This is a genomic window from Micromonospora sp. RV43, assembly GCF_001029515.1.
Taxonomy (GTDB): Bacteria; Actinomycetota; Actinomycetes; order Mycobacteriales; family Micromonosporaceae; genus Micromonospora; species Micromonospora aurantiaca.
Window position 1 is genome coordinate 1 of sequence record NZ_LEKG01000042.1, and the last position, 18,924, is coordinate 18,924.

Sequence of the window (18,924 nt, forward strand, 5' to 3'; positions counted from 1 at the left end):
CACCTCCAGGCGATCATCAAGAACCGACTCAAGAGCATCCAGTACCGCACCGACCTACTCGACGGGTTCCTCGCTCACACCGGACTGACCCTCGAACCCGACACAACCTGACCATTCAAGATCTGTACCTGCTCAACGTCCCGGACGAGGCGGTCGACCTGTACCGGTTCGAGACCGACGCCGCCGAGGGACGCGCGCTACTGGAGGCCGATGACGCCGAGCGGGCCGCGACGACGCTGCGCCGTGCCCTCGCCCTGTGGCGCGGGGCCGCGTTGGTCGACGTGGTGCCCGGCGCGTTGCTCACCTCGTACGTGACCCGCCTCGAAGAACTCCGGGCCCGCATCCTCGATTTGCGCATTCAGGCCGATCTCACCCTCGGCCGGCACAACGAGCTGGTCAGTGAACTGAAAGCCCTCGTCCTCACCCGCCCGCTCGACGAGCAGCTGCACGCTTCGCTCATGCTGGCACTGCACCGCTCCGGCCGCCGTCAGGAGGCCCTCGAAGTCTTCCGGACCCTGCGCGGCAGAATGATCGAGGACCTTGGGCTCGAACCGGGCCACGCCCTCGGCGCGCTGCACCATTCGCTGCTGTCCGACGCCCCGATGGTGCCGAGCCAGCCCGGGCCGCCGGCACGTGAGCGGATCGTCGCCGGCGGGCAGACGCCCGCCGAGCCGGCTCCGGGTCGCCGGACGGTGTCCGAACAGCCCCGGCCCGTGCCCACCGCCCCGGCGAGTCAGCTGCCGCGACCCGCCCAGCTGCCGACCGACATCGCGGACTTCACCGGACGGGCCGGCGTACTCGCCGAACTCGGCGCACACCTCGCGATGGACGCGGGCGTCGGATCGCGGACCGCGACCCGCATCGGGTTCATCACCGGCATGCCCGGTGTCGGCAAGACCGCCCTCGCGACGCACCTGGCGCACCGGCTGCGGCGCTCGTACCCCGGGGGTCAGCTGTACGCCGACCTCAACGGCTCCTCAGGCCGGGCCCTGGACCCGGCCGAGGTGTTGCACGGCTTTCTGCGGACGCTGGGTCTGGCGGAGGAGCACATCCCCGACGACCTCACCGAGCGGTGCAAGACGTACCGGTCGGCGACGGCGGGACGACGACTCCTGGTGCTTCTCGACGACGCCGCCTCCGTCGACCAGGTGCGGCTACTGCTGCCGAGCGACCCGCGGTGCGCGGTCGTCGTCACCGGACGTCGCCGCCTGTACGGGCTGGGCGGCCTCTGGAACATCGATCTCGACGTGTTCGACCACGCCGAGAGTCTGGAGCTGCTCGCCCGCATCATCGGCCGGGACCGTGTCGACCGCGAACAGCGGGCCGCCCGCACCCTCGTCGACATGGTGGGCCGGCTGCCGCTCGCGTTGCGGTGCATCGGCGCGCGGCTCGCCGCGGTACCGGCCCGCTCGCTCAGCGGCATGGCCGAGCATCTGCAGAGATCGCGCGAGGTACTCGACGAGCTGTGCCTCGGCGAGCTGGATGTGCGATCGGCATACGACGCGAGCTACGACCTGCTCAACCGGGTGGAGCAGAGCACCTTCCGGCTGCTGAGCATGCTGCCGCACGGGGAGTTCACCGCTGAGGCCGTAGCCGACCTGCTCGGCTGGGAGGTCCCGCCGGCGGAGCGGCTCCTGGAGCGGTTCGCCGACAACCACCTGCTGAAGGTGAGTGTCGTACCCGGCGCCCGAGACCAGCTGCACTACTCGTTCCCGAGGGTGGCGCACCTGTACGCCCGGGAACGGCTCGACTCGGTGCTGTCGACGATGCGTAAGTTGCCGCCGAACCCGATCGAGCGGGTGTCGAGCAGCCGATGAGGCGTGCCCGCCAGGGTCGCCTTGGTTCGCACGTACGCCCGCGCTGAGAGGTGCCCGTTGTCTGGATCCGGTTCTGTGCTTCGGATGGGCGTGCTCGGGTGCGCCGACATCGCCATCCGGCGGTTGATGCCCACGATCGCAGGGCTCGACGGTGTCGAGGTCGTCGCGGTGGCCAGCCGGAGCCGGTCCAAGGCCGAACAGGTCGCCGGCCGGTTCGGCTGCGCGGCGGTGACCGGCTACCGCGATCTGCTCAAGCGCGACGACGTCGAGGCGGTGTACATCCCGCTGCCGCCGCGGCTGCACTACGAGTGGGTGGCGGAGGCGCTGCAGGCCGGCAAACACGTGCTCGCCGAGAAGCCGTTGTGCACCACGCACGTGGAGACGGTCGAACTGATGGCCGTCGCCCGCGAACGCGGACGCGTCCTCGCCGAGAACTTCATGTTCCTGCACCACTCGCAGCACGACGCAGTCCGGGCCATGGTCGCCGCCAACGCCATCGGCCGGCTGCAGGTGTTCTCCAGCTCGTTCGGTGTGCCGCCACTCGATCCGGCCGGGTTCCGCTACCAGCCGGCCCTCGGCGGCGGCGCACTGCTCGACGTGGGGGTGTACCCGCTGCGGGCGGCGCAGCTGTTCCTGCCGGAACTCGAGGTGCTCGCCGCCACCCTGCGGTACGACGAGACCACCGGCGTCGACGTGGCCGGATCCGCCCTGCTGGCCGCGCCGGACGGCGTGGCGGTACAGCTGGCGTTCGGCTTCGACCACTCCTACCGGTGCGAGTACGCGCTGTGGGGCAGCACCGGCCGGATCGCCGTCGACCGGGCGTTCACGCCGCCGGACCAGCTGAAACCGCCGGTCCGGGTCGAACGCCAGGATCAGGCCACCGAGTTGGCGATGCCGGCCGACCCGCAGGTACGCAACGCGGTGCGGGCGTTCGTCCAGGCGGTTCGCTCCGGTGTCGACGGGCCGATCGAGGAGCGGGCCACCCTGCGGCAGGCCCAACTGGTCGAGGCGGTCCGCGACGTGGCACGCGTGACCGGTTCTCCGGCGAGAATGCTGCGTGCGGCCGGATGACGGTGCCGCACGCCCTCACTGTCGGATACCGACGAACAGGCCGCGCCCGGTCGGCGGGCCGGGGAGGAACTCGATCGAGCATCCGGCATCGCGGAAAGCTGATTCGTACTCCTCACGCGTGAACAGCGTCAGGCGGTCGATCTCCACGAACTCGCGGATACCCGACTCGTCGGCGACCAGGAACCGGACCTCCATCCGGGTGGCCCGGCCGTCGAGTGTCGAGTGGGAGATCCGGGCGATCGTGAGGTCCTCACCACGGGCCAGGTCACCCGCCACGTAGCCCTCGATGAACTGTTCAGGGAACCACCAGGGCTCGACGACCAGGACCCCTCCGGGCGCCAGGTGCCGCGCCATGCCACCGATGGCGGCGCGCATCTCCTCGACCGTGTCCACGTACGCGATCGAGCAGAACATGCACGTGATCGCGTCGAAGGTGGTGTGCAGGTCGAAGTCGCGCATGTCGCCGGCCCGGATGTGGACGCCGGGCAGCCGCAGCCTGGCCCGCTCCCGCATCGGTTCGGCCAGTTCGAGGCCCTCGACGTGCGCGAATCGGCGGGACAGCGCTTCGAGATGTGCACCGGTTCCGCAGGCGACGTCGAGCAGCGTGCGCGCCGCCGGGCGGTGCCGGCGCACGACCTCGTCGACGAGGACGGCTTCGGCGCCCCAGTCCTTGCCCCGGCTCTGATAGATCCGCTCGTACACGTCGGCCAGATCGGCGCTGTACATCGGCGCTCCTGCGAAAAGGGGAGGGTGTCGGCCAAGAACCCTGGCAGAGCCCGCTCGCGGCGTGCTGAACGGCTCACCAAGGTGTATCGAGCCGCGTTGCAGCGGTTCCCGAGCGCGTGCTGCGAACGTCGTGCCGACCTAGCCTGGCGCAGCGAACGGATGAGGGGCCGGCGCATCGATGAGCGACAACGTATGGGACTACCTCGGCGAGTACGAGACCGAGCGGGACGACATCCTCGACGCGGTCGACACCGTGTTCCGGTCCGGTCAACTGGTGCTGGGCCAGAGCGTAAAGGCGTTCGAGGCGGAGTATGCGGCCTGGCACGGGATGGCCCACTGCGTCGGCGTCGACAACGGCACGAACGCGATCAAGCTCGCGCTGCAGGCGGCCGGGGTCCGCCCGGGCGACGAGGTGATCACGGTGTCGAACACTGCAGCGCCGACGATCGTCGCGATCGACTCGGTCGGCGCGGTGCCGGTCTTCGTCGACGTCGACAGTGACACGTACCTGATGGACAACTCAGCGGTGAGCAGCGTGGTCGGCCCGCGGACCACCTGCATCCTGCCGGTGCACCTGTACGGACAGTGCGTCGACCTGACCGAACTGCGCGCGCTCGCCGACGCCCACGATCTGATCCTGCTGGAGGACTGCGCGCAGGCGCACGGCGCGCGCCACCGCGGCCGGCTGGCCGGAACGACCGGTGACGCCAGCGCGTTCTCGTTCTACCCCACCAAGGTGCTCGGCACATACGGCGACGGGGGAGCGGTCGTCACCGGCGACGACGAGACGGCCCGGCGGCTGCGCAGGCTGCGGTACTACGGCATGGAGGAGCGCTACTACGTCGTCGAGACGCCCGGTCACAACAGCCGCCTCGACGAGGTCCACGCGGAGATCCTGCGCCGCAAGCTGCGCCGGCTGGACAGCTACATCGCGGGCCGGCGGGCGGTGGCCGACCGGTATGCCGCCGCGCTGGCCGGGACGGACCTCGCGCTGCCGGTGGTCGCACCCCACAACGAGCACGTCTACTACGTCTACGTGGTGCGCCATCCCCGGCGGGACGAGATCATCGCCGCTCTGCGCGAGTACGACATCAACCTCAACATCAGCTATCCCTGGCCGGTGCACACGATGACCGGCTTCGCGTATCTGGGCTATGCCGAGGGCGCCCTGCCGATCACGGAGAAGCTGGCGGGGGAGATCTTCTCGCTGCCGATGTATCCCGCGCTGGAGCCGGCGAAGCAGGACCGGATCATCGATGCGCTCCAAAAGGTTCTGGCCAAGCTGTGACCGGGCCGGTGCGCGAGCCTGCTCGCGCGCCAGTAGAGCGCGGATCCAGCCATCGTCGACGGTTACCCGTGACGGGTGCGCGACCGTCGAGACCTCGCACTTGGTAACGACGACGGAGGACTGCCGCATGCCTGTCCTGCCCCCTGCCACGACGTTACGGGTCGATCGTGAGCCGATCCACCTGCGCCTGGCCCGCTCGGCTCTCGTCCGCGACGGCGCCGGCGTTGCGGACGTCCGGGGCTGGTTTGACGAATTCGCCCGGCGCGCGTACACCGACGTACACCGGATTCCGTTGTCAGCGCTGAAGAGCTGGCACACCGACCCGGCGACCGGCGACATCCGCCACGACCTGAGCAAGTTCTTCGTGGTGCAGGGCATCGACGTGGCGGTTCCCGGCGGGCCGGTCGCCCACTGGCGCCAGCCGATCATCCACCAGCCGGAGATCGGAATTCTCGGCATCATCGCCAAGGAGTTCGACGGGGTACTGCATTTCCTGATGCAGGCGAAGGTGGAACCGGGCAACGGCAACGGCCTGCAGTTGTCGCCGACCGTACAGGCGACCCGAAGCAACTACACGCGGGTACACAACGGCCGTGCCGTGCCGTACCTGGACTACTTCCGCCACCCCGGTATGCACCGGGTGATCGGTGATGTACGCCAGTCCGAGCAGGGGTCCTGGTTCTACCGCAAGCGCAACCGGAACATGGTCGTCGAGGTGACCGGGGACGTCGAGGTGCTGGACGGGTTCCGCTGGCTCACGCTCGGCCAGATCCATGCCTTGCTCAGCGCAGACGATCTGGTGAACATGGACGCTCGCACCGTGCTGTCATGCCTGCCGTTCGCTGGCGCCGGTGTGCACAGGGTGCTGCCCGGCGGCGGCGCGATCCGCGAGTCGCTGATCCGTGCCTGCGACGAGACCGCCGGTAGTCTGCACACCACGGGCGAGGTCCTCAGTTGGATCACCGAGATGCGCTGCGGGCTCGACGTCGAGACCCGGCGGATCCCGCTGAACGAGGTGACCGGCTGGCATCGGACCGAGGACGCGATCGTCCACGAGAGCGGCCGGTTCTTCTCGGTCATCGGAGTCGGCGTCTCGGCGGGCGGGCGTGAGGTCGCCCACTGGACGCAGCCGATGATCGAGCCGGTCGGCACCGGGCTGATCGGACTCCTGGTGCAGGACATCGGCGGCGTGCTGCACGTCCTCGTGCAGGCCAGAGTCGAGCCCGGCTATCTCGACGTCGTCGAACTCGGTCCCACCGTGCAGTGCATCCCCGGCAACCACGAGATGCTGCCACCCGGCGACCGGCCGCGGTTCCTCCCAGACTTTCTCGACGCGCCTGCCGACCAGATCCACTTCGACACCGTTCTGTCCGAGGAGGGCGGTCGATTCTTCCACGCGCTCAACCGGTACATGATCGTCGAGACCAGTCGCGGCGCCGAGCTGGAGCATCGGGCGTTCCGCTGGATCGCCGTGCACCAGCTTGTGGCGCTGCTGCGACACAGCCACTACCTGAGCGTCCAGGCGCGCAGCATGCTCGCCTGCCTGCACAGCCTGATCACCTGAGCACCCGCCGGCCGCCCGGCGGTCAGGCGGGGCGGTCGTCGGCGTCGTTGAGCGGCAACCGCAGCCGTATCCGCAGTGCCGCCAGCCGGTCCGCTCGACACGTGCAGCTTCGATGATCGCCGTCAGGGAGCCGGAGAGCGGTCACGGAGGAGGAAGCAGAGAGTCAGACGCCGATCAGGTCTACGAGATCCGCGGGCGTCGGCCGCTGCTCCATCTCTCCGCGCAGCCGCACGGCCGACCGCCTGTACGACCCGTCGGCGAGCAGTTCGTCGATGGCACGGCGGATCGCGGCGGCGTCGACGAGGTGACCCGGTAGCTGAACCGCAGCGCCGGCGGCGGCCACCCGGGTCGCCGACGCGGCCTGTTCGGAGGCGAACGTCAGCAGCACCTGTGGCACGCCCGCCCAGAGCGAGGTCAGGGTGCTGCCGCCGCCGCCGTGGTGGACAACCGCTGAGCACGTCGGCAGCAGCAGCCGTAACGGAAGCCTCTCGAGTACCCGCACCGTCGGCGGCACCGGGCCGAGCTCGGCCACGTCCTGTGCGGTCGCGGTGAGCACCACCTCGGCGTCCAGGCCTTCGAGCGCACGCACTGCCTCGGGCAGCACGAACGAGCGGGGACCCGACATCGAGCGCAACGCCGTCGACCAGGACAAACAGACCCGCGGACGGTCGATGGGTTCGAGCAGCCACGTCGGAGCCGGGGCGGTGCCGTTGTAGGGGACGTAGCGCACCGGCAGCCGCTCGGCCGCCAGCGGCGGTTCGACCGATGACGGGCACGGGTCGACGACCGTCTTGATCATGCCGGCTTCGAACGGGCCGAGACCGTAGCGGGCGAAGGAGCCGCTGATGTCATCCGGCACGATCCGCATGTGCTCTGGTTCGGCCGGACCGACCGGACCCCACAGCACCATGGCCGTCTTGACGCCGGTGACGAGGCCGGCGAGCAGGCCCTCCAGGCTCGCCGGGTCGTGCAGCACGAAGTCCGGCCGGAACGCCGTCGTGTACTCGACCGCGGCGTCGAAGCTGGCCGCGGCCCGGGCGGCGTCCTCCGGGAGCTGACGCTCGCGAAACCCGGTCAGGTCGAAGTCGTCCAAGCCGTCCAGCTGCGCGCCGGTGATCGGATGCAACGGCGGCCACGGGTACGGCCATACCCCGTCGACCGCCTCCATGAAGTACTGCAGGCGGAGCCGGATCTCGTCCGACGGACTGTCCAGAATCGGCACCGGAATCAGCCCCGCTGCGCACAGCGGCGCTACCTGCGACGGGGTGCACAAAACGCGCACCTCGTGCCCGCCGGCCTGCAGTGCCCAGCCGATCGGCACCATCACAGCGTAGTGGGTGGGCCAGGACGACACCGTGAACAGGACCTTCACCGCAGCTCCCTCGATACGGATGCGCACGGCCTGCGCGTCGCCATCCTGGCCACATCCGGTCGAAAGGTGCTCGAGCGGGCGTCGATGCGTCGCCGACCGGAGCCGGGCAGAGTCGCCATGACACGACGTTCAGCACGGCAGAAAGAGGACCGTCGATGCCTGGACCACCCCACCGCAGCAACCATCCGCCTCCCCAGGTCGTACTCATCGGTGGCTCGCTGTGCGCATCGTCGCGCACCGGCCGGCTTGCCGTGTGGTGTGCTGGTAGATGCGCCGAGGAGGGAGCCGTCGTCACGTGCCTGCGCGGCGCCGACCTCGAGTTGCCGTTCTACCGGCCACACCGCGGGGACGGGCCGCAGCGGGTACCACGGATCGTGGCGGCCCTCGCCCGTGCCGACGGGGTCGTGCTCCTCTCACCCACGTATCACGGCACCGTCTCCGGCCTGCTGAAGAACGCTCTCGACTACGCCAACGACCTCGCCGACGCCCGTGAGCCGTTCCTCAGCGACCGGCCGATCGGCTGCGTTGCCATCTCCTCCGGGGATCAGGGTGCGCACTCCACTCTGGCCACCCTGCGGACCATCGCGCACGCGCTGCGCGGCTGGCCGACCCCGCTCGGCCTCGCCCTGTCCGGTGAGCGCGCCGAACTGGACACGACCGGAGCGCCCGCCGACCCCCGTACTCGGGCCGCTCTGGAGATTCTGCTGGATCAGGTACTCGTCGCCGCCCGCCGTCGGGTGCGGCCGACGGTGGCGGGAGCGCGGCGATGACGACATCCGTGCCGGCGGCCGGCATGTACGGCGAGGAACAGGCCGAGGTGTACGAGCTGGTGCACCGTGCCCGAGGCAAGGATTACGACGAGGAAGCCGCGTTCGTCGCCGAGCAGGCGCGGGCGTTGCTGCCCGGCGCTGCGACCCTGCTCGACGTCGCCTGCGGCACCGGTGCGCACCTGCGCGCGTTCGCTCGGCTCTTCGACCGGGTGGAGGGCCTGGAACTGTCCCCTGCGATGGTCGAGGCGGCCCGCACGAACACCCCGGGGGCGGTCGTGCACCACGGCGACATGCGCTCCTTCCATCTCGGCGAGCGGTACGACGTGATCACCTGCATGTTCGGCTCCGTGGGCTACCTCACCGACGTCGAGGAGCTGAACGCGGCCCTGCGGCGCTTCGCGGCGCACCTCTCGCCCGGCGGTGTGGTCGCGATCGACCCTTGGTGGTTCCCGGACACCTACCTCGACGGATACGTGTCGGCCTCCCTCGTCGAGGCCGACGGGACGACCGTCGTACGTGTCTCGCACTCCAAGCGCGACCGCGACGCTTCCCGGATGGAGGTCCACTACATCGTCGCTCGCCCCGCCGGCGGCGTCCACCACTTCGTCGAGCAGCATCGCATCACGCTGTTCCCCCGCGACACGTATGAGAAGGCATTCCGGGGCGCGGGATTGAGGGTGCGCTACCTCGAGGGCAGCCAGTCGGGCCGTGGCCTCTTCGTCGGCTGTGCCGGACACCAGGAGGACTGAAGCCCTTTCCGAGCGCCGGATGCCAGCATCGGCGGCAACCCGGCAGACCCCAGAGCATGAGGAGTTGGCATGTCGCCGCTGGAGAACAAGAATCGCTGCCTGCAGATGGTCGCCGCCTGGAACCGGGCAGATGTGTCGGGGGTGACTGAGCACTGGGCGCCCGACGTCACGCATTACAACCTGGACGGCGAGCCGCACGACACCGAACTCGTCCTGACGGCGATGCGTGGCTCGCTGGTGTCCTTCTCAGACCTGCGACTCGAAGTGAGGAGCATCCTCGCGGAAGGCGACCGGGTGATGCTCCGGTTGACCGCGACCGCCACGCACAGCGGTGAGTTCGCCGGGATACCGGCGACCGGGCGGAAGGTCACCTGGCACTACCTCGAGGAGCTGCGCTTCAACGAGGAGGGCAAGGTCGTCGAGCACTGGGACATATTCGACTTCGCCCCGCTGTTCCGGGAACTCGGCCACCCGGCACCGGCGCTCTGAGCGTCACGCCGGGCAGCGCCGGCAGTGTGAAACGGCCTCGTCCGGTCGCCGCGGGCGAGGCCGTTTCGCGTACCGGCTCACCTGGTGAGCTGCACCAACCGGGGAACGAGGTCGGCGACCGGCGGCATGGTGGCGGCCTCGGAGGCCGCGTCCCGAGCCGCCTCGCGCATCGAGTCGTCCTCGAGGAGCCGCCGGCACTCTGCAGGACCCAGCTGGGCCGAATTGGTCGAGAAGCCGATGCCTCGCTTGACCAGCACGTCGCGCCCGATGTTCTGGAAGGAACCCTGCGGGATCACACACTGCGGCACCCCGGCGACGAGCGCGGTCATGATCGTGCCGCTGCCGCCGTGGTGGATGATCCCGGCGCAGGACTCCAGGAGCACACCCAGCGGGAGCCACTCGATGACGCGGACGTTCTGCGGCAACTTGCCGAGCAGCGCCTCGTCACCGCCGCCCAGAGTGAGCACGAACTCGGCCTCGACAGAACCGGCGGCCTCGATGAACGGGGCCAGCTGGGCGATCCCACCCCAGCGGGCGTCGATCGTGCCGAGCGTGACCGCGATGCGCGGCCGCGCCGGCGCTTCCACGAGCCACTCCGGCAGGATCGCACCGCCGTTGTAAGGCTGGTACCGCACCGGCCAGGCACCCGGCGTGTGCGGACCGGGCAACAATGACTCGATGCTCGGCGCCATCGGCATGAGCCGGACCCGGGTACCGGGCGAGCCGCCGACAGCGTGCCGCTCGTAGTCGGTGGCCATCGCCGCACGGATCAGCGATGGCAGCTGCTCCTCACCGTCGGCCGGCCCGAGCGGCAGTTCGGCGCAGGGTATCCCGAGCGCAGCGGCGACGAGTGGCCCGGCACCCTGCGTCGGGGTGTACACGACCAGGTCCGGCCGCCACTGCTTCGCGAACGCGAGCGCGCCGTTCACCACGGCCCCCGAGACCCGGGCGAACATGGCTGCGAGATCTGCGACGCCCGCCTCGTCGGAGTGCATCGGGTCGACGCCGTCGGTCTCGTCGGGGATGAACAACTTCGCGTAGTCGGCGCCGGGCGAGGCGTCGACGCCACACAAACCGGCCTCGGCGACGGCATGGATCTCGCCGCCACCCGCGTACCGGACGTGGTGGCCCGCGGCCTGAAGGGCGTGGGCGAGCGGCACGGTGGGCAGGATGTGGCTGAGCCCGGGGGACGGGATGAACAGGACGCGCATGGCTCTCCTAAGGGGACGGCTCGCGCCGGGCTCTGATCGCCCGGGCGCTGACGTAGTCGTTGTCCTGGTCGAAGCAGAGGACTTGGCCGCTGAGGTAGTCGATCGCGTCGACGTAGGTGTACGGCTGCATGTATCGGCCGGCGCGCACGTCGCGGTAGTGGCGGGCGAGCGGGTGCCGGGCCGAGAAGGAGGCGCCACCGACGACCGTCATGCAGCGATCAACAATGTCTGACGCGAGCTGGTTGACCATGAGCTTCGCGCACTGGAACGGGGTCATCATCCGGCGGCCGCGCTCATCGGCGTCGACCGAGAAGTCGAATGCGAGCTCGTCGGCATTGCGTAGCGCGGCGGCGGCCGACGAGCGCAGTGCGAACAATCGCGCCTCGATCTCGGCGAGCAGCGTCCGGACCGCCGCTCCTGGGTCGACCCGGCGCCGGACGGTCCAGTCGACGGCCACGTTGCGCGCCGCCGACGCGATCCCGGCGTAGATGCCGAGCATGGTGACCGAGCTGACCGTCTGCCCAGCGAGCACCGCGTCCTGGCGGGCACCGACGGCGGCCCTGGGGAGGACGTCCTCCGCTGCGATCGGGCAGTTGTCGAAGACGATGTCGACAGTGCCCGAGCCGCGCATGCCGAGGCCGTCCCAGTTGTCGAGGACCGTGAGGCCGGGCGTCTGGCGGGTCAGTACCGGCGCGGCGAGGCGGAGCGGTTCCTCGTCGACGTGCACCTCGGCGTATACCGCGAAGTGTGTGGCGGCGGGCGCGAGGCTTACCAGGGTCTTGCGACCGTTGAGCAACCAACCTCCGCCAGGCGCCGGAGTCAGCCTGGTCGTGGCACGCGGCGCGTCCTTGACCGCGCCGCAGATGATCGCCTCGCGCTCGCCGACCGAACGCATGAGCCGCTCGGCGAGGGACTGCGCCTCCGGCGCGCCGTAACGCCACTCGTATGTGAGGGTGAGCCCACGGCTGAGCTGCATGTGCAGCGCGAGCGCGACGGACGCGTCGAACTCGGCGAGGGTACGTAGCGCGAGCGCCACGTCGTGCATGTGGCTCACCCCGAGACCGCCCAGTTCGGCGGGAACGGTGGCGGCCAACACCCCCGAGGTGCGAAAGCGATCGAACACCTCGAACGGAAATGTGCCGTCCCGGTCGTGCGCTCCGCTTACCTCCCGCACGTACGGAATGTGCACGGCCAGCAGGTCAAGGAACGCCTGCCCCTCCTTGCTGACCGGTGCCAGCAACTCCCCGGCCGCCGGTGCTCGTACAGGCGTGGTGGTCATCCATGCTCCAGTCTGTGACCGTGTGCGTCAGATGCATCCGACTCTGCTCCGGACGATTTGAGCCTCACTGGAGCGGCATCATCGCCGTCAAGGAGGATTCGAGGGACCAACGCGACGGACGTCCGCCGGCCCGCCGTAGCCCCGGATGGCGCCCCCGAAACCCATCCAGAGCGGAACAGGGAGTCTGTTGCCTGGTATCTCGCCGGGTTGGCCGCCGCCGTACGTGGGCCCGGTCAAGACGATTCAGTCGTCGAGCGTCTTCAACAGTCCAAGCGCGCGCGACTCGATCAGCCGGTAGCCGGCTTCGATCGCCATGCGCAGCGCGGCCTCGGCGTGCTCGCGAGCGACGTCGGGCTGCTCGGTGGCCAGGCACACCGCCGCCAGCCCCACCAGGGCACTCGCCTCGCACCACACGAACCGGGTCTGCCGGGCCAGGTCGAGCGCCAGGCGGTGTTCCTCGGCTGCCTCTGCCGGCCGTTCAGCGGCCAGCAGCACGCGGCCGTAAGCCTCGCGTGCCCACGCCTCGGTGCCGGCGTCGCCGATCTCCTGGGTCAACGCCACTGCTTGTCGCGCGTCGGCGCAGGCGCGTGGTGCGCGGCCGGTCATCGACCACAACAACGCACGTCCGCTGAGTGCCGTCGCCTCACCGTACTGATAGCCCAGATCGCGGTTGGCGACCAGCGCCCGGTCGTACAGCTCCTCGGCGGCTTCCCGGTCTCCACGGTCGCGGCGGATGCCCGCGAGGTCGACCAGAAGCACCGCTTCGTTGTACCGCGAGCCGCTCCGTTCCGCGCAGGCTAGTGCGTCCCGGATGTGCTGGTCCGCCTGTGACAGCGCGCCGAGCTGCCAGTGTGCGAAGCCGAGGTTGGCGAGGGACATGGCCTCACCGCCGTCGTTGCGGTATTGCCGGTTGAGCTCGAGGGATTGTTGGGCGCAGTCGATTGCGGCTCGGGGGTTGCCGAGGCGCTGGTGCACCGCGCTGAGATTGTTCAGCAGGGCCGTGCGTCCCTCCGGCCACCGGTCATGGGCGTTGATGCGGAGGCCGTCGAGGAGGTGTTGGCGGGCTTCCTCGTACCGGCCGGCGGTGACGTGGGCGAGGGCGATGCTCAGGTGCATGCTCGCCTGGGCTGTCAGGTCGTTCGCGGCCTGGGCGGCGGCCAACCCTCCGGTGGCCGCGGACAGCCACTCGGCGCGGCGTCCACGCTGGTGGAACCAGGCGCGTAGGGCGTCGGTGAGCTGCCAGACAAAGCTTGCATGCCCGTGGTCGGCGGCGTGGTTGATCGCCGCGATGACATTGGCTGCTTCTGCGTCCAGCCACGCCGACGCCTCGTCGGCATCGGGAAACGATTGTTGCGGGACCGGCCCGGGGAGCCTGAGGAAGTGGGGGATGAGTTGACGTCCGGCGGCGTCGGCCCTGCTGCGATAGTGCTCAAGCAGACGCTGCCGGGCGTCGTGACGGGTGGTGTCGTCGTCCTCCGTGACGAGCCGGTCCACGGCGTACTGGCGGAGCAGGTCGTGAAACCGGTATCTGTCGGCTCCCTGATGCTCGATCAGGTGTGCGGACGCGAGGGCGCGAAGTGTTCTCGTCGCGATGGGGGGCGCGACCCCCTCGAGCGCGGCGGCGACGTGGGGGGTGAAGCTGCCACCGGGGACCAGCCCGATGTGACGGAACATTCGTTGCTGTGCGGTGGGCAGGGCCCGATACGACATCGCGAAGGCCTTCGTGACCGCGCCCTCGTCGGCACCGTCGACGGTCAGGCTGGTGAGAGGACCGCCCTCGTCGAGTTCCTCGGCCAGTCCGGCGATGCGGGGATGGCCGCTCGTCTGCAGGTTCGCTGCCGCTATCCGCAGTGCCAGTGGCAGGTGCCCGCAGAGGTGGGCGAGGCGGGCCGCGGCGCCGGCCTCGACCCGAACGGCCTCGTCGCCGAGCATCGCCGCCAGCAGCCGTACGGAGTCCGTCGGGCTGAGCACGCCCAGCAGCAGAGATCGGGCGCCGGCCCGGACGACCAGCTCACCGAGCCGGCGACGGCTGGTGATGAGAACGGTGCCGCTGGGCGGGATCAGCGGTATCACCTGGTCAGCGTCACGAGCGTTGTCCAGCACCAGCAGAATCCTGCGGCCGGTCGTCGTCGAGCGGAACAGCGAGACCCGGCCGTCCTGATCGTCCGGAACGACGCGGGGGTCGACACCAAGCCCACCAAGTAGCTGTCCGAGCGCGGCGGACGGTGTGACGGGTGGGCGCTCGACGTCGAAGCCGCGCAGGTCGATGAACATCTGACCGTCGGGGAAGGCCTCACGTACCCGATGCGCCCAGCGCACCGCCAGCGCCGTCTTGCCGACGCCGGGGATTCCGCTGAGAACCCAGACCGTCGTGGCGCTGGGTCCGCCCGGCAGCTGGTCGAGACGAGTCATCTCGTCAGTTCTACCGATGAAACCCGGTACGTCCTGTGGCAGTTCTTCCGGACGGTGCGGGACGCTCGTCAGTGCGTCGTCGCGTTCCGCTGGCAGCACCGGATCACCGCTGAGGATGAGCCGGTGCAGGCGGCTGAGCTCGCGTGACGGTTCCAGGCCGAGATCGTCGTGTAGCCGGGTGCGGAGATTGCGGTAGACCTCCGATGCTCGATCGGCCTGGCCCTCGAGGTACAGGGCTGTCATGAGCTGACCGACGAGGCGATGCCGGTAGGGCTGTCCGGCCACCTGGTCGGACACCTCGCGCACCACTCTCCTGGTGCGACCCAGCCGCAGCAGCGCGTCCGCCCGGTCCTCCGCAGCCGTCCAACGGGCCTCGACGAGACCCGAACAGAGCAGTTGGCGTCCGGAGTCGTCGACGACGTCGAGCAGTGGCTCACCTCGCCACAGGTCCAACGCCTGGTCCAGCAACTCCACGGTGGTGAGATCGGCGGAAGAGCCTGCGGCCTGTTGGACGAGGGCGGAGAAGCGGTGTGCGTCGACGGTCGCCGGATCGGTGTGCAGCCGGTAGGCGCCGCGCTCGCTCAGCAGCTGCGCGGATGCACCGATCTGCCGGAAGGTGGCCCGTAGGCGCGAGACCATGGCCTGCACCGCCGCTCGTGCGCTGGGTGGGGGCGCCTGCGCCCAGATCAGGTCGATGAGCCGGTCCGCAGGTACCGGTCGATTGGCCTCCAGGACGAGCGCCGCCAGGAGCAACCGGGGCTGTCGTCCTCCGATGGCGACGCGGACACCCTCGGACCAGATCTCCACCGGCCCGAGGACCCGAAACTCCATGTGCACTTCCCTGCCGTCGCTGCGTGTGCGGGCCGGCGCGACTCCTCTGCAAGCATTTTGCAAGATCGCTGCATGCGCCGGCCCTGATTATGGTCGAGCCCGCTGACAGTGAGCGGGCGGTACGAGCGTGCGCTTCGGGCGCGGCCAGCACGGGGTGGCCGCGAGCGACGAAGGGTGCGCAGAGTCCGGTGCGCTCATCCGGGGGGCGATGAGCGACGCAATCGCCGGGGTGCGATGCCTGCTGGCCGAGCACAACGATCCACCGGCCGGACGCGCCGCCCACCGGACGGCACCGGCCGGTCATCCAACAGAGGGAGTGCGATGAGAGACCCCCTGGCCCTGCTCAGCGCGACAGTTGTGCTGGCAGCGGCCGTGTTGACCAGTGGCGCCGCGCAGGCGGCGCCCGATTCGGTCGCGGCGCCAGCCGCCGTGGGAGCCGTCGCGCCGCCGCAGACCGAGCCGCGAGTCGCCGCCCCGCCGGTCCCGCAACCGACGCCGTTCAAGGAGGCGCCGCTGCGCACCGCCACCGGCAGGACGGCCGCCCCGCCCGACTTCGGCCCCGGGGAACGCGTGCTCTCGGCGTACCACCGGGGGAAGCTCTCCCGCGACGATGCGGTGCGGTACGGCCTGGGCGCGGTGCGCTCGCCCCGGTCGGTGCCGGCGCACCTTCGACCGACCGGGGCCATCCGCGACCCGCAGCGATATCTGACATACCTGTCGATGTTGGCGGCGAGCGCCGATCCGGAGGCGGCGCGGACGATCGCGCCAGATGTCGCGGTGCCTGCCGGCGCCGCCACGGCCGCCGGCTACGACGACTGCGCCGCCGAACCGTACGACTACCTCGGGGTCACCTATCGCTGCCGGGCGTCGGCCGGCGAATTCCTCGTCCTCTACAACATCGCCGGTGGAGGCAGGCCGGGCATCCCGGCGGACGCCAACCCGAACGGCCGGGCGAAGGCGGTGCAGCATCTGCTGAACGCGCTCTCGATCGCCGTCGACGAGTATCGCGAGATGGGCTACCCGTTGCCCGTGCGGGACGGCAAGCCCTGGGTGCTGGTCTACGGCGTCGACGAGATTCCGATCGTCGGCGGGGTCGGCCTGCCGATCGACGCGCCGTTCGTCCTGCCGTTCGGCTTGAACCAGCAGGCGACCATGCTGGTGCCCAACGGGCAGGACGACTGGGACTACCTGCCGCGGCATGAGCTGTTCCACGTCATGCAGTACCAGTACTGGGACCGGTCCGACGTCGGCCTGGACTACCTGGCCCTCTTCGTGGGCGGCAAGGAGTTCGGCTCGATGAACTGGTGGATGGAGGCCACCGCGGAGTGGGCGACCCGCCAGACCTACGTCCGGGCGCCGTACGTGCCCATCCCCGGCGAGGAGAAGCTGTACGCCCGCAACGTCTACGACGTGCTCAGCAAGCCCGGGGCGGCACTCAACTCCTGGGGCGGGCTGGGCGGCGGTCCGCAGTATGGCGCGTTCCTGCTGCCGACCTATCTCACCGAGCAGGTCGACGCCTCCTTCGTGCGACGCACGTGGGAGAGCATCCGGGACCACGACCATCTGCCGATCGAGGCGATCCGGCACACCGCTGAGGGCTACGGCCTGAACTTCGCGGACATGCTCCTCAACTACCACATCGCCAACTACCGACTGGCCAAGGCGAACGCCGCGCCCGCCCCGACCGTGGACGCCTGGCGGATCTACGGCTACTCCGACTCCGACGCGAGCCTGTGGCGCAGCAACCTCACCGGCGCGAGCGGGACGAGCGACGACGCCCTCGGGGGCGCCAGACCGGCCCGGAAGAGTCACTCGACGCCCGCCGGCACCCAGGCGGAGTACCAGGACATCCTGCGTAAGGGCGGTGCTGTCTACCACGACTTCCGCGCGGTCAGGAACTCCGGCGACGCGAGCTGCGGATACTGCTCGACACTGATGGTGGACACCACCAGGGACGCCAACCGCAGATCTGCCGTCGTCGTCTGGTCGCCGACGGGAAGCACCGGCACGCTGGCGAAGTACCCGAGCATCCACACCGTGCGCCATCCCGACGCGGGTGGACTGATCACGGTGCCGGACTTCGCGTACCCCATGGTGGCCACTCTGGTGACCACCTGGACCGAACTGGACATCCACTCCGCCGACGCGGACAGCAGCCCGAAGACGTTCACCACGAATGTGGAGAGCGTGCTGCCACTCACGGCCCGCTCGTGCGCGCTGCGCCCGCTCTCGGTGCACAGCGTCGAGACCACGGTCGAGCCGGAGGGCGCGTTCAACAGATACGCCGCCAGCACGCCGGACGGCTGGACCGGCGGCGACTCCACGTACTCGGTGAAGCTGCCCGACGGCCGGATCGTCTGGCTGTTCTCCGACACCTGGATGGGCCCGCTCAACAGCGACGGCACCCGCCCGGTGAGCGCCCCCCTGGTCAACAACACCTTCGTCGTGCAGAACGGCGGCAGCCTCACCACCTACCAGGGTGGCACCGCCGGGGCGCCTCGGGCGTTGATGCCGCCGTCCGGACCCGGAAAGTGGTACTGGGTCGGTGACGGCCACCTCTCGGGCGGACAACTTCAAGTCGTGTACCAGGAGTACGAGCGGTTCGGCTCCGGCGCCTGGGACTGGCGGTTCAACCGCAACGTCGTCGCCAACTTCGCCCTGTCCAACCTGCGGACCCCGGTCAGCGTCCGGGAGTTGCCCTCTGCCAGCGGGGTCGCCTGGGGCTCGGGGCTGCTGCCGGCCAGCCGCAGCGGCGACGGCTACACCTACGTCTACGGCGTCGACGACTCCCCGATCAACAAGCAGATGCGCATCGCCCGGGTGTACGGCAGCGACCTCGCCAACGGCACCTGGCAGTACCACACGCCGTGGGGCTGGACGCTCCGCGAGCAGAACTCCCGCAACCTGCTGACCGGCATCGCCAACGAGTACAGCGTCACCCCCTGGGGCGGACAGTTCCTCCTCCTCAGCCAGGACAGCACCGAGGCGTTCAGCGGACAGATCAACGCCTGGACGTCCTGCTCACCGTACGGCCCCTTCACCCAGAAGACCCCGGTCTACCGCATGCCGGAACCCGGCCCCTACGGCAGCTACTGGAACCCCAACGTCATCTCCTACAACGCCCACGTGCACCCCGCGCTCAGCTCCGGTGACACCTTCATCGCCTCCTACAACGTCAACAGCATGGACACCCGTGTCTCCCCGGACGCGGACCACTACCGCGATCCGGGCATCTACCGCCCCCGCTTCTTCCGGTTCGTCCTCGGATAACCACTGCGGTTCCGCCGGGCGTAGGACACGCCCGGCGGAGCCATCGGGCATCACCGGTACCGGTGTGTGCCTCCG

General features: G+C 69.9%; 13 protein-coding genes. 8 read left to right on the plus strand and 5 right to left on the minus strand.

Going from position 1 to position 18,924, the window contains the following annotated elements; all coding sequences use genetic code 11:
* Positions 1 to 158: 158 nt before the first annotated feature.
* Positions 159 to 1,817: a BTAD domain-containing putative transcriptional regulator gene (locus ABD52_RS13080; RefSeq protein WP_047891982.1), complete on the plus strand. Its 1,659-nt coding sequence runs from the start codon at positions 159 to 161 to the stop codon at positions 1,815 to 1,817.
* 84 nt (positions 1,818 to 1,901) lie between these two features.
* A complete protein-coding gene (locus ABD52_RS13085; protein WP_030268087.1) occupies positions 1,902 to 2,888 on the plus strand; it encodes a Gfo/Idh/MocA family protein in 987 nt (328 codons plus the stop codon).
* Positions 2,889 to 2,903: 15 nt separating this feature from the next.
* Here the strand turns inward: ABD52_RS13085 and ABD52_RS13090 are convergent, their stop codons facing one another.
* Positions 2,904 to 3,614, minus strand: a complete 711-nt coding sequence (locus ABD52_RS13090; protein ID WP_047891983.1) for a bifunctional 2-polyprenyl-6-hydroxyphenol methylase/3-demethylubiquinol 3-O-methyltransferase UbiG — start codon at positions 3,612 to 3,614, stop codon at positions 2,904 to 2,906.
* A gap of 178 nt (positions 3,615 to 3,792) precedes the next feature.
* Here ABD52_RS13090 and ABD52_RS13095 point away from each other — a divergent pair, with 178 nt between their 5' ends.
* Both ABD52_RS13095 and ABD52_RS13100 read left to right on the plus strand, forming a co-directional pair.
* A complete protein-coding gene (locus tag ABD52_RS13095) occupies positions 3,793 to 4,902 on the plus strand; it encodes a DegT/DnrJ/EryC1/StrS aminotransferase family protein (protein ID WP_047891984.1) in 1,110 nt (369 codons plus the stop codon).
* Positions 4,903 to 5,029: 127 nt separating this feature from the next.
* On the plus strand, positions 5,030 to 6,466 hold the full coding sequence (locus ABD52_RS13100) for an NDP-hexose 2,3-dehydratase family protein (RefSeq protein WP_047891985.1): 1,437 nt from the start codon (positions 5,030 to 5,032) through the stop codon (positions 6,464 to 6,466).
* A 163-nt stretch (positions 6,467 to 6,629) separates the two neighbouring features.
* Here the strand turns inward: ABD52_RS13100 and ABD52_RS13105 are convergent, their stop codons facing one another.
* Positions 6,630 to 7,838: a nucleotide disphospho-sugar-binding domain-containing protein gene (locus tag ABD52_RS13105; protein WP_047891986.1), complete on the minus strand. Its 1,209-nt coding sequence runs from the start codon at positions 7,836 to 7,838 to the stop codon at positions 6,630 to 6,632.
* Between the two features lie 155 nt (positions 7,839 to 7,993).
* On the opposite strand from ABD52_RS13105, the gene ABD52_RS13110 reads away from it, so the two are divergent.
* From ABD52_RS13110 to ABD52_RS13120, 3 genes are all read left to right on the plus strand, one after another.
* A complete protein-coding gene (locus tag ABD52_RS13110; protein ID WP_047891987.1) occupies positions 7,994 to 8,608 on the plus strand; it encodes an NADPH-dependent FMN reductase in 615 nt (204 codons plus the stop codon).
* Positions 8,605 to 9,357: a class I SAM-dependent methyltransferase gene (locus ABD52_RS13115; protein ID WP_047891988.1), complete on the plus strand. Its 753-nt coding sequence runs from the start codon at positions 8,605 to 8,607 to the stop codon at positions 9,355 to 9,357. The genes ABD52_RS13110 and ABD52_RS13115 overlap by 4 nt, the downstream gene beginning before the upstream one ends.
* Before the next feature lie 69 nt (positions 9,358 to 9,426).
* A complete protein-coding gene (locus ABD52_RS13120; protein ID WP_013476232.1) occupies positions 9,427 to 9,846 on the plus strand; it encodes an ester cyclase in 420 nt (139 codons plus the stop codon).
* Positions 9,847 to 9,923: 77 nt separating this feature from the next.
* Here ABD52_RS13120 and ABD52_RS13125 read toward each other — a convergent pair whose 3' ends face one another.
* The 3 genes from ABD52_RS13125 to ABD52_RS13135 form a co-directional block, all read right to left on the minus strand.
* Positions 9,924 to 11,057 carry a nucleotide disphospho-sugar-binding domain-containing protein gene (locus ABD52_RS13125; protein ID WP_047891989.1) on the minus strand — a complete coding sequence of 378 codons (1,134 nt, stop codon included), beginning with the start codon at positions 11,055 to 11,057 and terminating at the stop codon, positions 9,924 to 9,926.
* Between the two features lie 7 nt (positions 11,058 to 11,064).
* A complete protein-coding gene (locus ABD52_RS13130) occupies positions 11,065 to 12,336 on the minus strand; it encodes an acyl-CoA dehydrogenase family protein (protein ID WP_047891990.1) in 1,272 nt (423 codons plus the stop codon).
* Between the two features lie 243 nt (positions 12,337 to 12,579).
* Entirely contained in the window at positions 12,580 to 15,579 is a 3,000-nt protein-coding gene (locus ABD52_RS13135) for a BTAD domain-containing putative transcriptional regulator (RefSeq protein WP_047891991.1), read from the minus strand.
* A 321-nt stretch (positions 15,580 to 15,900) separates the two neighbouring features.
* Here ABD52_RS13135 and ABD52_RS13140 point away from each other — a divergent pair, with 321 nt between their 5' ends.
* Complete coding sequence (locus tag ABD52_RS13140; RefSeq protein WP_047891992.1) at positions 15,901 to 18,849, plus strand: hypothetical protein; 2,949 nt, start codon at positions 15,901 to 15,903, stop codon at positions 18,847 to 18,849.
* The last annotated feature ends 75 nt before the right edge of the window (positions 18,850 to 18,924 follow it).

Coding starts and splice junctions, on each gene's coding strand:
- ABD52_RS13125 (WP_047891989.1), bottom strand. CDS start 11,057: ATGCGCGTCCTGTTCATCCCGTCCCCCGGGCTCAGCCACATCCTGCCC.
- ABD52_RS13100 (WP_047891985.1), top strand. CDS start 5,030: ATGCCTGTCCTGCCCCCTGCCACGACGTTACGGGTCGATCGTGAGCCG.
- ABD52_RS13095 (WP_047891984.1), top strand. CDS start 3,793: ATGAGCGACAACGTATGGGACTACCTCGGCGAGTACGAGACCGAGCGG.
- ABD52_RS13130 (WP_047891990.1), bottom strand. CDS start 12,336: ATGACCACCACGCCTGTACGAGCACCGGCGGCCGGGGAGTTGCTGGCA.
- ABD52_RS13140 (WP_047891992.1), top strand. CDS start 15,901: ATGAGAGACCCCCTGGCCCTGCTCAGCGCGACAGTTGTGCTGGCAGCG.
- ABD52_RS13110 (WP_047891987.1), top strand. CDS start 7,994: ATGCCTGGACCACCCCACCGCAGCAACCATCCGCCTCCCCAGGTCGTA.
- ABD52_RS13115 (WP_047891988.1), top strand. CDS start 8,605: ATGACGACATCCGTGCCGGCGGCCGGCATGTACGGCGAGGAACAGGCC.
- ABD52_RS13085 (WP_030268087.1), top strand. CDS start 1,902: ATGGGCGTGCTCGGGTGCGCCGACATCGCCATCCGGCGGTTGATGCCC.
- ABD52_RS13120 (WP_013476232.1), top strand. CDS start 9,427: ATGTCGCCGCTGGAGAACAAGAATCGCTGCCTGCAGATGGTCGCCGCC.
- ABD52_RS13090 (WP_047891983.1), bottom strand. CDS start 3,614: ATGTACAGCGCCGATCTGGCCGACGTGTACGAGCGGATCTATCAGAGC.
- ABD52_RS13135 (WP_047891991.1), bottom strand. CDS start 15,579: ATGGAGTTTCGGGTCCTCGGGCCGGTGGAGATCTGGTCCGAGGGTGTC.